Raw genomic sequence first — 14,117 nt, 5'->3', positions numbered from 1 at the left:
ACATCATGACATTAAGGAATTAAAATGAAAAAATTTAGTGGCTATAACACCAACTTTTCACTTGATGGCAAGGTCGCTTTAATTACAGGGGGAGCTGCAGGCATTGGGTTGGCGATTGCTCAACTGTATGTTGAAAAAGGGGCTAAAATTGCCTTAATTGATAAGTCAGATAAAGTAGTGAAAATTGCGGAAGCATTAGAAAATTCAATTGGTATTCAATGTGATATCACAAATTCTGAGGCGGTTTCTCAGATGGTAAAACAGGTTGTTGAGCATTATGGTACATTAGATATTGTCGTCAATAGTGCTGGAATTGTAGCGCTTGCTCCCGCTGAAAATTTAAGTGAGTCAGACTGGGATTTAACCATGAACGTGAATTTAAAAGGGACTTTTTTGGTTTGCCAATCTGCAGGTAATATCATGATTAATAATGGAAAAGGGAAGATTATTAATATGGCATCACAAGCAGGCGTGATTGCCTTAGACCAACATGCCGCCTATTGTGCGAGTAAAGCAGCGATTATTGGTTTAACCCAAGTATTAGCACTTGAATGGAGCCCTAAAGGGATACAAACCAACGCCATTTCACCAACTATTGTGATGACAGAACTGGGCAAAAAAGCGTGGGAAGGTGAAAAAGGTGATGAAATGAAAGAAAAAATTCCTGCAAGGCGTTTTGCGGAACCGTCTGAAATTGCCGCATGTGCATTATTTTTGGCCAGTGATGCATCCGATATGATCACCGGACATAATTTGGTTATTGATGGTGGCTACAGTATCCAATAGTGATATTTAATAATGAATAAAGTGAGTATTAGTAGCGACTCGCTTTATTTATTATTGATGATTTTATTTAAATAAAAAATAAGCCAAATAATATAGGTATTATTTGGCTTGTAATAGAAAATTACAAAGTAGGATAACAGATACTAATTATTGCTATATCAATTAATCATTAGGTTTTAATAATGAAAGCGACATAGTAATAAGCTTTTCTACGGTGAAACCAAAATATTCAAATAATTGGTTTGCAGGAGCTGACTCCCCAAAGCTATTCATTCCCATGACCAATCCATCAATTCCTACATATTTACGCCAGTAATCACTGATACTGGCTTCGATAGCAATACGGTGCCGAACGTGATTGGGTAAAACGCGCTGTTGGTACTCTAAGGGTTGTTGGTCAAAGGTATCTGTTGAAGGCATCGAAATAACATTCACATTAAACCCTTGTTCAGTCAGTTGTTTCCAAGCTTCAACCGCTAATGTGACTTCAGAGCCTGTGGCAATTAATAGTAATTCAGGGTTTTCACTATTACTGCGCAAAATATATCCACCATGTGCAATATTGGCGAGTTGTTCAGTTGTTCGCGAATACTGTATTAGGTTTTGCCGCGATAATATTAAGGCGGTTGGCGTATGTTTCGCTAAGATAGCTTGTTGCCAAGCCACCGCTGTTTCTACTTGGCAACAAGGGCGCCATACTGACAAATTAGGTGTTGCACGTAGTGAAACAAGTTGCTCAACAGGTTGGTGCGTTGGGCCATCTTCACCTAATCCAATGGAATCGTGAGTATAAATGAGTATTTGGGGCAATTTCATTAATGCGGCCATTCTCACGGCATTTTGCGCATATTCAGAGAACATCAAAAAAGTTGCTGTGTAAGGGCGAAAACCGCCGTGTAATGCAATTCCATTAGCAATGGCGGTCATACCAAACTCTCTGACGCCATAGTGAATATAGTTGCCTGAAGGCTGTTCATTAATCGGCAGTGACCCAGACCAATAGGTGAGGTTGCTTGGTGCTAAGTCTGCGGAACCACCGATTAATTCAGATAAAACAGGGCCAATAATATTGAGTGTATTTTGTGACGCTTGACGTGTAGCTATCGTTGCAGGGTTTTCATTTAATTGTTGAATGAAGTTATCAATGACATTCGTAAATTTTTCAGGGAGTTGATTGGATAATCGCTGCGTTAACTGCTCGGCAAGTTCTGGGTATTGTTTGGCATATTCTCGTAATGCTTGCTCCCAACGTAATTGCTGTTCAGCACCATGTTCTAGGGCATTCCAAGGCTGGTATATTTCATCAGGAATAACAAAAGGAGGGTATTCCCAGCCGAGTTGTTGACGAGTCAGTGCTATTTCATCTTGCCCTAATGGAGCACCATGAGAATCGGCTGTCCCAGCTTTATTGGGAGACCCATAACCAATAGTGGTTCTGCAAATAATGAGGGTTGGTTTCGAGGTTTGTTGTCGAGCTTGTTCAATGGCCGCTTTGATTGCAGGCCGAGAATGTCCATCGACTTGGCGAATAACATGCCAGCCATAAGCTTCAAAACGCTTTGCGGTATTATCAGTAAACCAACCTTGAGTATTACCATCAATAGAAATACGGTTATCATCATAAAAGGCAATGAGTTTATTGAGTTTTAGCGTTCCTGCTAATGAACACACCTCATGAGAGATCCCCTCCATTAAGCAGCCATCACCTAAAAATGTGTAGGTATAGTGGTCGACAACGGGGAAGCCAGAGCGATTAAATGTAGCAGCCAACGTTTTTTCTGCTATTGCCATACCAACCGCGTTGGCAATGCCTTGGCCTAAAGGACCTGTAGTGGTTTCAACACCGGGGGTATAGCCTAATTCAGGATGACCCGGTGTTTTGGAATGGAGCTGACGGAACTGTTTTAAATCGTCGATAGATAAATCATAGCCCGTTAAATGAAGCAAGCTATAGAGCAGCATTGATGCATGGCCGTTTGACAAGACGAAACGGTCACGATTAGGCCAATTCGGGTCAGCAGGGTTGTGCTGTAAGTAATCTCGCCATAGGACTTCGGCAATATCAGCCATTCCCATTGGGGCGCCGGGGTGGCCTGAGTTGGCTTGTTGTACGGCATCTATTGAAAGAAATCGAATGGCATTGGCTAATTTATTTTGTGGTTGAGTGGACATTACAAAGCTCCCAAAGTAAAAGCGCCTAAAGTAAAACTAACGTTCCCCATTTTCATACTCACTGATTCGAGCCACTTTCGGCGCTGACCGTCCCCCTTCATAATGGGAAGCCAGCCATGTGTCGACAATGGTTTTAGCCAGTTCAGGGCCAATCACACGGGCACCAAAGGTAATAATTTGTGCATCATTACTTTTTTGTGCTCGTTCAGCGGAGTATGTGTCATGGCACAGTGCTGCTCGAATGCCTGTGACTTTATTGGCAACAATGGACATACCAATTCCGGTACCACAAATTAAAATACCGCGCTGGTGTTTACCTTGTACGATTGCAGTTGCAACAGCGTGGGCAACATCAGGATACATTTCATCTGCAACCCCAGTATTTAAGCAGTAATCAGTCACTTCAATGTTTAATTCTGCTAAGTGAGCCTTAATCAAATCTTTCATTTCAAATGCAGCATCATCTGCACCAATAGCAATAGATAGCATGATAGAGATCCTTATTGTTGAACAAAAGTTCATTAATCAATCAAATGTACTATTTAGAAAATAGGATCTTATGAACAAATAATCAATAGGTGAACATATGTTTTTATTTTTGTGATGATGAATTCTGTGATCTACAGCTTCAAATTTAATTTTTTTTGCCAAAAATGTAAAAAATAGGCGTTTTAAGGCGATTTTATAAGAATGTTTGCACTGAATCACACTTTGACAATCTGACTATGGGCAAGCATGAAGAAAAGAAGGTATGGTTAATTTGTATCTTCATTGAACTTATGTTCATTTTACAAACCGCCGAGGATAGAACTATGTGTGAACACTGTGATTCAAAAGCAACGATGAGCGAAAGCATTCCAGAAAAAATGAAAGCCGTGGTTGCTTATGCACCAAAAGACTACCGTTTAGAAACTGTCGATGTCCCTAAAATTAGTGAAGAAGAAATTTTGGTTCGCGTAGAAGCTTGTGGTATCTGCGCGGGTGATGTGAAGGCTTTTGAAGGTGCGCCAAGCTTTTGGGGGGATGCAGAGCAGCCCGCTTATATCAAGGCACCGATGATCCCAGGGCATGAATTTATTGGCCATGTCGTAGGCTTTGGTTCAAAAGTTGAAGGTTTTGCATTAGGTGACCGTGTTATTTCTGAGCAAATCGTACCTTGCTGGGAATGCCGTTTCTGTAAACGCGGTGAATACTGGATGTGTGAGAAGCATGACTTGTATGGTTTCCAAAACAACGTGAACGGCGGTATGGCGCAATATATGAAGTTCACCAAAGAGGCCATTAACTACCATGTACCTGTTGAGATGCCAATTGAAGACGCTATTTTAATTGAACCTTACGCCTGTTCTTTACATGCGGTGCAGCGTGCCAATGTCAAATTGGGTGATGTCGTCGTGCTTTCGGGGGCGGGAACATTAGGCCTAGGCATGATTGGAGCAATTAAAAAATCCGGTGCAGGCAAGTTAGTCGTTCTAGATTTATTTGATAAACGTCTTGAATTAGCAAAAGAATTTGGTGCTGATATCGTATTAAACCCTAAACGTGATGATGTAGACAAAATTGTCAAAGAGATGACTGAAGGTTATGGCTGTGACATTTACATTGAAGCGACTGGGGCCCCTAAATCGGTAGAGCAAGGTCTTAAGATGATCCGTAAATTAGGTACTTTTGTTGAGTTTTCTGTATTTAAAGACCCTGTGACCGTGGATTGGAGCATTATCAGTGACCGCAAAGAACTGGATTTATTAGGTTCTCACCTTGGCCCATATTGCTACCCGTTAGTGATTGAAGGCATTGGTAATGGTGATTTCCCAACTAAAGGGGTGGTGACGGATATCTTACCTTTAGATAAATTTGCGGAAGGTTTTTCGATGATGGCGAAAGGTGACCCGCACATTAAAGTGGTTCTCGACCCAAACCTGTAGTGCTGTAGTGGGTTGAAAAAAATACGAAATTAAAAATATAACGATAAAAATTGGACCTGAATAAATGTCACCCTACCAAGGCTTGTTATTCAGGTCCTAACCCAGCGAACAAGCACTGAGGTCAACAATATGATAATCAATAAACTGTCTAAAGTAACGGGGTTTTCACCAAAGTTACTACTTGGCTATTTTGGCGTCCTGATCTTTATGATGGGGGAAGGGCTTGAACAAGGCTGGTTGTCGCCTTTTATTATTAGCCGTGGAATGAGTATTGAAGAGTCTTCATTACTGTTTAGTGTGTATGGTTTTTTTGCTGCTGTCGCCGCGTGGTTATCCGGTGTGTTGGCTGAAATTTATACTGCTCGTCGTGTGATGATTTTTGGTTTTGTGATGTTTGTGATTGGCTCGGTTATTTTCTTATCTGTTGGTTTACCGAGTAACAGCCTGTCTATCATGATCCCAACCTATGCGTTGCGTGGTTTTGGTTATCCAATGTTTGCCTACGGCTTCTTAGTTTGGGTGGCCTATGAGGCGCCAATTAAAAAATTGGGCTCTGCTGTCGGGATCTTCTGGTTTGTTTATAGTGGCGGACTCGGTGTTTTAGGGGTGATGTATTCGAGTTATGCGCTGCCAATTTTAGGTGAAATGGCAACGTTATGGAGTGGACTAATTTTTGTCACTATCGGGGCATTTATTGCTATCGCGCTTAACCGCAACAAAGCGGGAGATACACCGGACTCACCGAAAGAAAAAGTTTCACTTAGCTATGTGTTTAAAGGGATCACGATTGCGTTTGAAAACCCAAAAATTGGTTTAGGTGGCATTGTTCGTACTATTAATACCTCTGCAGCGTATGGTTTTGTGATCTTCATGCCAATGTTTCTTGCCGACTTTGGTTTTTCCCGCACAGAATGGTTACATATCTACGCAGCACTTTGGACAGTAAACATCGCTTTTAATCTGATCTTTGGCGTTGTCAGTGACCGTATCGGTTGGCGCAATATTGTGATTTGGTTTGGTTGTGTCGGCTGTATGGTTTGTACCTTAATGTTTTATTACGTGCCTTATTATTTTGGGCACAATTATACCCTGATGATGATAGCCGCTGGCTTATTTGGTGCATGCCTCGCTGGATACGTACCACTTTCAGCCATCATGCCGAGTTTAGCGCCTGAAAATAAAGGTGCAGCAATGTCAGTCCTTAATTTAGGGGCAGGGTTAAGCACTTTTGTCGGTCCTGCATTAGTTGGGCTCTTTATTAGTAGTGTAGGTGCTTTTGGCGTGATTTGGATTTTCTCGGGGCTCTATTTATTTAGTGCGATATTGATGAAATTTATTACTGTGCCGGCGGAATTACTTGAAAAGTCGGCAGAGATGCAGCTAACACCAGAAAATAAGTAAATGAGGGAATTATGAACAGAATCATTAATGAACCTGATCTTGTTGTTGAAGATGCCATTCAAGGCTATTTGAAAGCGCACCCTGAATATTTTGCGCAGACTGATAATGCGCGCGTATTAAAATACCCAAAAGCACCAATACAAGGGAAAGTGGGCATTGTTACTGGTGGTGGCTCCGGCCATGAACCTGCATTTTTAGGCTATGTGGGCGAAAACATGTTAGATGCGGTGGCAATTGGTGAAATTTTCTCCTCACCAACCGCTGGGGCATTTTTAGATGCGTTCAAAGCCGCAGACAGTGGGGCGGGCGTTGCTTGTTTATATGGTAATTATGCAGGCGATAACATGAACGTCAAAATGGCGATGAAAAAAGCTGAAAAAGCGGGTATGAAAGTTAAAACCGTGGTTGCTACCGATGACGTCGCTTCAGCCCCTGCGAGCGAGAAAGAAAAGCGCCGTGGTGTCGCGGGTGAAATACTCATGTGGAAAGTGGGTTCTGCCGCAGCAAGTAAAGGCTATGATTTAGACGGCGTGATTAATGCGGCACAAAAAGCGATTAATAACTGCCATTCTATTGGTGTTGGGCTAACGTCTTGTACCATTCCAGCGGTGGGTCATCCAAATTTTCATATTGAAGATGGGATGATGGAGCTCGGTATTGGCCACCATGGTGAGCCAGGCATTGAAATCATGCCAATCCAGTCTGCAGCGCAAATGGCACAAACTATGTTAACGCCAATCTTAGATGATATGCAGGCAAAACAAGGTGATGAAGTTGTCGTATTGGTTTCAGGGTTAGGTGCCACACCCGTAATGGAATTGTATATCTATTATGCAGAGGTTGAAAAACAACTCAGCGAAAAAGGCGTGCGTATTGTTCGTAACTATGTTGGTAACTATTTTACGTCATTAGAAATGATGGGGGTAACGCTGACATTAATGAAAGTGGATGATGAATTGAAAGCATTGATGGATGTCCCTGCATATTCATTGGGTCTAACACAGGTCAAATAAGGAGACAACTATGCAAGTTATTTCAACGGGCAACGGCAAGGAAATTACCCTTGATCTAGTGAACATTATTGTTTCTAACCGTGAATACCTCAGCGAAATTGATGGAGCAATAGGGGATGGAGACCATGGCATCAATATGGCAAAAGGTTTTAACCTATGCGCTAAAGCAATCGCAGACCGAGAATTATCACTCAGTGAAGGTTTTGAAGAGATTTCTGATGCCTTGATGGAAGGTATTGGCGGTTCAATGGGGCCACTTTATGGCAGTTTCTTTATGGGAATGTCAGACAGCATTTCAGGGAAAAATGAGTTATCGCAGCAAGATTTTCTTGCTATGTTGAAAAATGGGCTATCTGAACTGCAAGACATCAGCAGTGCAACAGTGGGTGACAAGTGCCTAATGGATACATTGATCCCTGCGGTAAATGCCTTTGAAGAGGCAACAAAAGCAGGGAAAAACTTTAAACAAGCGCTTGATGCGATGCAGGCCGCTGCAGTTGCAGGCCGTGATTCCACGGTAGATTTAGTGGCTAAAATTGGCCGTGCAAGCCGCCTTGGTGAGCGTTCAAGAGGCGTGTTAGATGCAGGCGCGACTTCTTGTTGTTTATTATTATGCCAATTAGCGCAAAGTGTTGAAAAACAGAGCGCATTAACCAATGCATAATTGTTTTATATAACTCTTTTCGTGGATATATAGTCAAAAACCATTGCTATATATCCACTCTCTTTTATAACTCACTTATTAATTGCCACTAGAAACGCTATACTAAAACCTTATCATCCTTGTTGCGATTAACACCAATAAAGAGGAAACCACTATCTTATGGATAGATCACAAACATCTTCCGAAATCGAGCTACTGACTGAAATTGCGATAGCTTATTATCGCGATGAAATTACTCAGGAAGAGATCGCCAATAAGTTTGGTATATCGCGAATTAAGGTGGGGCGCTTACTTAAGCGAGCAAAAGAAGAAGGTATTGTTGAGATAAATGTTCGCTATCATCCTATTTTCAGCACTCAGTTAGAGCAACAGCTACTTTCTCGCTTTCCGATTTCCCGTGCGTTAATTGCCCTCGATCATCCCGATGAAGAAGAACAACGCTACCAAGTTGGCACACTCGTCGCTAATTATTTATCGACAACATTACGCGACAACATGATAGTCACTGTTGGTCAGGGGCGAAATGTCGCGGTGGTAGCTGATAGCGGCGGGGCTGTTCCTGAAAAAGATTGCCGTTTTATTTGCGGAATCGGCGGAACACACCGGCCTGGCGACTCTATCAATGCGGACCATATCAGCCGTCGCTTAGCGAAGAAATTTGGCGGAACCAGTGAAACCCTATACGCCCCTGCTTATGTTGAAAATAACGAATTAAAGCAATCTTTTATGAAAAATGGGACCATTAAGGAAACCTTAGATCGCGCCCGTAAAGCGGATATTGCCTTAATTGGTATTGGCGATATGAATGAAGATAGCTATATGGTCAAACTAGGCTGGTTTACACCGCGTGAAATTGTTGATGCGAGTTTGAATCAAGGGGTGATTGGCGATATCGCGGGTTATGATTTTTTTAATGCGCAAGGGCAACATGTTGATACGGTGATGAATGACCGAGTAATTGGCCTAAGCATAGAAGAACTCAAGAAAATTCCTTGTGTAATAGCGATTGCTTCCGAATCCTCCAAGGCCATGGCTATCATGGGGGCGCTGCGTACGGGGGCGATTGATATTATTGCAACGAGTGCGAGTAATGTGCGGACGATTTTGAAGATGTCCCAATAGCTCGTCATACTCCAAGCTGTAGCGTTGTTGACTACGTTCATTCGCATTAGTCACATACTTGTGTATGCTCCTAATGACTCATTTACTTGTCGCCTAGCTACAACTTGAATTATTTAGAGCTATTATTTGTCATACTCCAAGCTGTAGCGTTGTTGACTACGTTCATTCGCATTAGTCACATACTTGTGTATGCTCCTAATGACTCATTTACTTGTCGCCTAGCGACAACTTGAATTATTTAGAGCTATTATTTGTCATACTTCAAGCTGTAGCGTTGTTGACTAGCTTCATTTGTTTGTTACCTAGCTGTAATTAGAATCATTCATGCCATCTATTATAAAATGGGTTTACATAACCTAATGAGTTACCTTATTATTTTAAAATATATATGGGAGATGGCATTCCTCCTTTTTACAAAACCGCCCGTAGAGGGCTAATGATGCCTACGTTAACCTGTTGATTAGATAGGGTACGTAGGTATTATGTGCCCTAATTTAGGGCATAAATGATCTACACTCGTCATACTTCGAGTATAACTGGGAGACTTTCCTTTCATTTATCCCGCCAAACATTAAAGGAAGTTTCTATGTATGCCTCATTATTTGCAATAGCGATTGGTTCAGTGCTTGGCGGATGGCTAAGATGGTTTGTTAGCCTAAGACTCAATCACCTTTACCCAAACATTCCACTAGGCACTGTCGCAGTCAATTTGCTTGGTGGCTTTGTCATTGGCTTTGCCATTTCGTACTTTGCCAATGCAAATATTAGCCCTGCCTATAAATTATTCATTGTGACTGGCTTCTGCGGCGCATTTACCACCTTTTCGACCTTTTCACTCGAAGTGCTGGTGCTAATCCAAGAAGGTAAATTGGGCTTCGCCATTAGTACCATTGCCATCCACGTAATTGGGGCCTTAATATTTACCTTGCTTGGAATGTTATGCCATAACTGGCTAACACAGGGATAATTTATTTATTAGCTAATAAATGATGCGCAGTGGCTTCATCGGTCACTAAACCTGTTACCCAACCGCCATTCATAACGGCTTGAATGGCTTTTGTTTTGTGCGCGCCACCCGCAAATGCGATCACAGGCTTATTTGGGGAAGGGAACAGTGGGACACTGGTGTGTGTGTCATCCAAAGCCGTAGAAAGTCGCTCACCGTTAGCTTGAATAAAATGCCCCAATAGCTCTGCGGCGACACCTTTTTCTAACAACATTTCCAATTGTTCATCCGTGACGAAACCTTCAGAATTGAGTGGGCATCCTTTGCCGACTTCGCCAATACCAATAAAGGTAATATCTGCATTCAGGGCTTTTTCCGTGACTTCCTTATACACGCGATGTTGGCACCACATTGCTTTATCTTCTGGGCTATCAGCATAAAGTGGTGCAGGTAGAATATAGTGTCGGCATTGTAATTTTTCTGCAAAACGTAATGGAATATCATAACGTGTTGCTGAGCTGTCACGGGCAATAGCACCTATTAATGAAACACATTGGTGCTGCGAGGTTTCTAGGTAAGGGAGGGCATCAATAATACTGCGTAAGGTTCTGCCAGAACCGATACCAATAACTTGAGGTTTATCGGGTTCGATTAATTGCTCCATGAGCTCAGCACCTGCCACTGAAATCATGTCGAGTGTCGCTTCTGTATCTAGTTGTCCTGACGGGACGACAAAGCAATGTGTTAGGTGATACTTTTGCTGGATTTCATTAGCGAGTCTTAAACATTCCGTAATCGGGTGCGTGATTTGCACCTGAACCATACCTTGTTCTTTTGCTAATGAAATAAGGCGTTGGGCGACTTGTCTTGATAGCCCAAGTTCATGCGCAATTTCCTGTTGTGTTTTGCCTGCCACAAAATATAGCCATGCCGCACGTGCAGCTTGTTCCATTTTTTTTAATTCTTTCTGCATGGACATTCTCCTGCTGGTTTCGCTTATTGTAATTCTGGGCAATTGTTTATTAAAAGGGCAAAAGTCAATACTGTGAGCATTATCGCAGTAATTGTGATCAGATTGAAACTAAAATATAACAAACGGGCATATGCCCAAAAAAATAGCAATTATTTAATTTTAGGGTAAGGAGTCACAATGCTAAAGCAGAAATCAGTGTGGATGCACATCGGTGCTGGGTCATTTCATCGTGCTCACCAAGCGTGGTATTTGCACCGCTTGTGTCAACAAGGGGATGATAGTTGGTCAATTGCCTTAGGGAATATTCGCAATGATGCGAATGCATTGCTTGATAACTTAACCAAGCAAAATGGGGAATATACCCTTGAAACAGTTTCACCTGAAGGTGAGCGTCATTATGAAAAAATTACTTCAGTGCGCAAAGTATTGCATTGGGATGAGAATTTAAGCCAGTTAGTGGAACAAGGTTGTGATAAAGCAACACGTGTTATTGCTTTTACAGTCACAGAAGCGGGCTATTATTTAACCCCACAGCATGAGTTAGATGCAGAACAGCCAGACATTAAAGCGGATTTAACGGGCAAAATGAGCACGATATATGGTGCATTAACACAAATTTTACGTGCACGTTTAGCGGCTCATGGTGAACCTGTGACCTTGTTAAATTGTGATAATTTGCGCCACAATGGCGAACGCTTTAGACACGGCTTTTTATCGTTTTTACAATTAAAAGGTGAAACTGAGCTGTACCAATGGGTGAAAGAAAATACGCGTTCGCCGAATACCATGGTTGATAGGATCACGCCTCGCCCAACCCCAGATGTGGCTGAACGTGTAAAACAGCATACTGGTTGGGATGATAAAGCACCTGTTATGGGAGAGGCATTCATTCAGTGGGTGATTGAAGATGACTTTATTAATGGACGTCCTGCATTAGAAAATGTCGATGTAGAAATGGTTGAGTCCGTTTTACCTTGGGAAGAAGCGAAGATTCGTATTCTGAATGCAAGCCACAGTTGCATTGCTTGGGCAGGCACCTTAATCGGTTTGAGCTTTATTGATGAAAGCACCCGCCAATCTGCTATCAAACAAATGGCATGGAATTATGTGACACAAGATGTGATCCCGTCATTATCGCCGAGTCCTCTCGATTTAGAACAATACCGTGATGTGGTACTCGCACGCTTTAGTAATCCTTATATTCAGGATACTAACCAACGTGTAGCCGCAGATGGCTTATCAAAAATACCTGGTTTTATTACGCCAACACTCCAAGAATGCTATCAGCGTCAGCAGACTCCGGCTGCGACGGCTGTGCTGCCCGCTTTATTTTTCGTATTTTTACAGCGCTGGGCTCGTGGTGAATTACCTTATGAATATCAGGATGGTGTGTTGGATGTGGCACTATATCAAAAAATGATGAATAGCAGTGACGCATTGTCGCAATTTGTCTCAAGTGAAATGTTGTTCGGCTCACTCGCTCATTCTACTGAATTCCACGAATTGATGAGCAACACGGTTGAAAAAGTTGAAAATTGGCTCAAGTCACCTCAACAACCTCTGTAAGGAGAAAGGCGATGTACCTCGGAATTGACCTAGGCACTTCAGAACTTAAGGCCGTATTAATTAATGCTCAGGGCGAAATTGTTGCCTCAAGTCATATGGCATTAACAGTACAAAGGCCACATTCTCAGTGGGCAGAACAATCACCAGATAGTTGGTGGGAAGCCACTAACGCGGTTGCGGCTACCTTGCGCCAAAAAGCCCCAGAAGCATGGGCAGCGGTGAAAGCGATTGGTTTATCGGGCCAAATGCACGGCGCAGTATTATTAAACAGCGAGCACCAAGTACTTCGTGACTGTATTTTATGGAATGACACCCGCAGTGCGAAGGAATGTGAATGGTTAATGGCAAATCACCCTGAGTTTCTAACGATTGGTGCTAATTTAGTGATGCCAGGTTTCACGGCGCCCAAGTTATTATGGGTCGCACGCCATGAACCAGAAATATTCAAAAAAGTTGCTAAGGTATTGCTTCCTAAAGATTATTTACGTTGGAAAATGACTGGTCAATTTACCAGTGATATGTCTGATGCGTCGGGCACATTATGGCTAGATGTGGCTAAGCGTGATTGGTCTGATGAACTATTGGCTGCAACTAATTTAACTCGTGAACAAATGCCTTCTTTAGTTGAAGGCGCTGAAAAAAGCGGTGTGTTACGGGCGGATTTAGCTTCCCAATGGGGGCTTAGCGCCGATGTAATTATCGCTGGTGGAGGCGGTGATAATGCGGCTTCTGCTGTTGGTGTTGGTGCGGTTAATGACGGTGATGCTCTAATTTCTTTGGGCACCTCTGGCGTCATTTTTGTGGTTAATAATCAGCTACAAGCAGCACCACACCAAGGCGTCCATGCATTTGCTCATGCATTGCCAAATCGTTGGCACCAAATGAGTGTGATGTTAAGTGCTGCCAACTGTTTGCGTTGGCTTTGCCAGCTTCTTTCCACAACGGAAAACCAGCTAATGGATGAAGTGGGGCTATTGACCGATGACGAGAAGAAGCAAGCGCCAGTATTTTTGCCTTACCTATCAGGGGAAAGAACACCCCATAATGACCCTTACGCAATGGGCTCATTCTTTGCGTTAAAAAATGAAACAACGCGTGCTCAGCTTGGTTATGCGGTGATTGAAGGCGTGACCTTCGCTCTGGCGGATGGCATGCAGGTTTTAACGCAAACGGGAACGCAAATTAGCCGGTGTAGCTTAACAGGGGGAGGAGCACGTAGTCCTGTTTGGGCGCAGCTTATTGCTGATGTTATCGATATACCGATTGTGACTCACCCGGCGAGTTCGTCGGGGGCTTTAGGTGCGGCTCGTTTGGCATGGCTGGCGGACGGCGGTAATACAGAAACCGTGTGCCAAAAACCAGAAGTGCTGAGTACCTATTTACCACAAAAACAGTGCCAAACTTGGTTAAATCAACGGCTTGATGTTTTCCGTTTATTATACCAACAGCAAAAACAAGCAAGGGAATTATTGCCGCAGTAGGCGAGTGTGGCGGTGTTTCCCTACATATCACCGCCACGGTTATCTCTTCGCGATTGATTAAAATAACA

At 42.7% G+C, this 14,117-nt stretch carries 12 protein-coding genes and 1 riboswitch; of the genes, 9 read left to right on the top strand and 3 right to left on the bottom strand.

Annotation, left to right across the window (positions count from 1 at the left end):
* Positions 1 to 24: 24 nt before the first annotated feature.
* The gene (locus P3L40_RS13300) at positions 25 to 786 is read left to right on the top strand and encodes an SDR family oxidoreductase (protein WP_136135525.1); all 762 of its coding nucleotides are present in this window, start codon (positions 25 to 27) and stop codon (positions 784 to 786) included.
* A 162-nt stretch (positions 787 to 948) separates the two neighbouring features.
* On the opposite strand, the gene tkt is transcribed toward P3L40_RS13300, so the two are convergent.
* Together tkt and rpiB are read right to left on the bottom strand one after the other, a co-directional pair.
* Positions 949 to 2,958, bottom strand: coding sequence for a transketolase (tkt, locus tag P3L40_RS13295; RefSeq protein ID WP_136135526.1), 2,010 nt, complete (start codon positions 2,956 to 2,958; stop codon positions 949 to 951).
* Between the two features lie 36 nt (positions 2,959 to 2,994).
* Positions 2,995 to 3,447: a ribose 5-phosphate isomerase B gene (gene rpiB / locus P3L40_RS13290; protein ID WP_004263541.1), complete on the bottom strand. Its 453-nt coding sequence runs from the start codon at positions 3,445 to 3,447 to the stop codon at positions 2,995 to 2,997.
* A gap of 323 nt (positions 3,448 to 3,770) precedes the next feature.
* Here rpiB and P3L40_RS13285 point away from each other — a divergent pair, with 323 nt between their 5' ends.
* The 6 genes from P3L40_RS13285 (at position 3,771) to crcB (ending at position 10,050) form a co-directional block, all read left to right on the top strand.
* A complete protein-coding gene (locus P3L40_RS13285; RefSeq protein ID WP_036958649.1) occupies positions 3,771 to 4,883 on the top strand; it encodes an MDR/zinc-dependent alcohol dehydrogenase-like family protein in 1,113 nt (370 codons plus the stop codon).
* A 129-nt stretch (positions 4,884 to 5,012) separates the two neighbouring features.
* Positions 5,013 to 6,284, top strand: coding sequence for an MFS transporter (locus P3L40_RS13280; protein ID WP_004263544.1), 1,272 nt, complete (start codon positions 5,013 to 5,015; stop codon positions 6,282 to 6,284).
* A gap of 11 nt (positions 6,285 to 6,295) precedes the next feature.
* Complete coding sequence (locus P3L40_RS13275; protein ID WP_094961242.1) at positions 6,296 to 7,297, top strand: dihydroxyacetone kinase subunit DhaK; 1,002 nt, start codon at positions 6,296 to 6,298, stop codon at positions 7,295 to 7,297.
* Positions 7,298 to 7,307: 10 nt separating this feature from the next.
* The gene (gene dhaL, locus P3L40_RS13270; protein ID WP_136135527.1) at positions 7,308 to 7,961 is read left to right on the top strand and encodes a dihydroxyacetone kinase subunit DhaL; all 654 of its coding nucleotides are present in this window, start codon (positions 7,308 to 7,310) and stop codon (positions 7,959 to 7,961) included.
* A gap of 159 nt (positions 7,962 to 8,120) precedes the next feature.
* Positions 8,121 to 9,083, top strand: a complete 963-nt coding sequence (locus tag P3L40_RS13265) for a sugar-binding transcriptional regulator (RefSeq protein WP_004263559.1) — start codon at positions 8,121 to 8,123, stop codon at positions 9,081 to 9,083.
* Positions 9,084 to 9,465: 382 nt separating this feature from the next.
* Positions 9,466 to 9,536, top strand: a riboswitch (Fluoride riboswitch).
* Positions 9,537 to 9,669: 133 nt separating this feature from the next.
* Positions 9,670 to 10,050, top strand: a complete 381-nt coding sequence (crcB, locus tag P3L40_RS13260) for a fluoride efflux transporter CrcB (RefSeq protein WP_004910278.1) — start codon at positions 9,670 to 9,672, stop codon at positions 10,048 to 10,050.
* A 1-nt stretch (position 10,051) separates the two neighbouring features.
* Here crcB and P3L40_RS13255 read toward each other — a convergent pair whose 3' ends face one another.
* A complete protein-coding gene (locus P3L40_RS13255) occupies positions 10,052 to 11,002 on the bottom strand; it encodes a sugar-binding transcriptional regulator (RefSeq protein ID WP_112307453.1) in 951 nt (316 codons plus the stop codon).
* A 177-nt stretch (positions 11,003 to 11,179) separates the two neighbouring features.
* Here P3L40_RS13255 and dalD point away from each other — a divergent pair, with 177 nt between their 5' ends.
* Both dalD and xylB read left to right on the top strand, forming a co-directional pair.
* Positions 11,180 to 12,568, top strand: a complete 1,389-nt coding sequence (dalD, locus tag P3L40_RS13250; protein ID WP_094961246.1) for a D-arabinitol 4-dehydrogenase — start codon at positions 11,180 to 11,182, stop codon at positions 12,566 to 12,568.
* Between the two features lie 11 nt (positions 12,569 to 12,579).
* Positions 12,580 to 14,049 carry a xylulokinase gene (xylB, locus tag P3L40_RS13245; protein WP_144140106.1) on the top strand — a complete coding sequence of 490 codons (1,470 nt, stop codon included), beginning with the start codon at positions 12,580 to 12,582 and terminating at the stop codon, positions 14,047 to 14,049.
* The last annotated feature ends 68 nt before the right edge of the window (positions 14,050 to 14,117 follow it).

Source organism: Providencia sp. PROV040, from assembly GCF_032706145.1.
GTDB classification, from domain to species: Bacteria; Pseudomonadota; Gammaproteobacteria; order Enterobacterales; family Enterobacteriaceae; genus Providencia; species Providencia hangzhouensis.
Note: the sequence above shows the minus strand (reverse complement) of the source record. Positions and strands in the feature narration are given on the sequence as shown.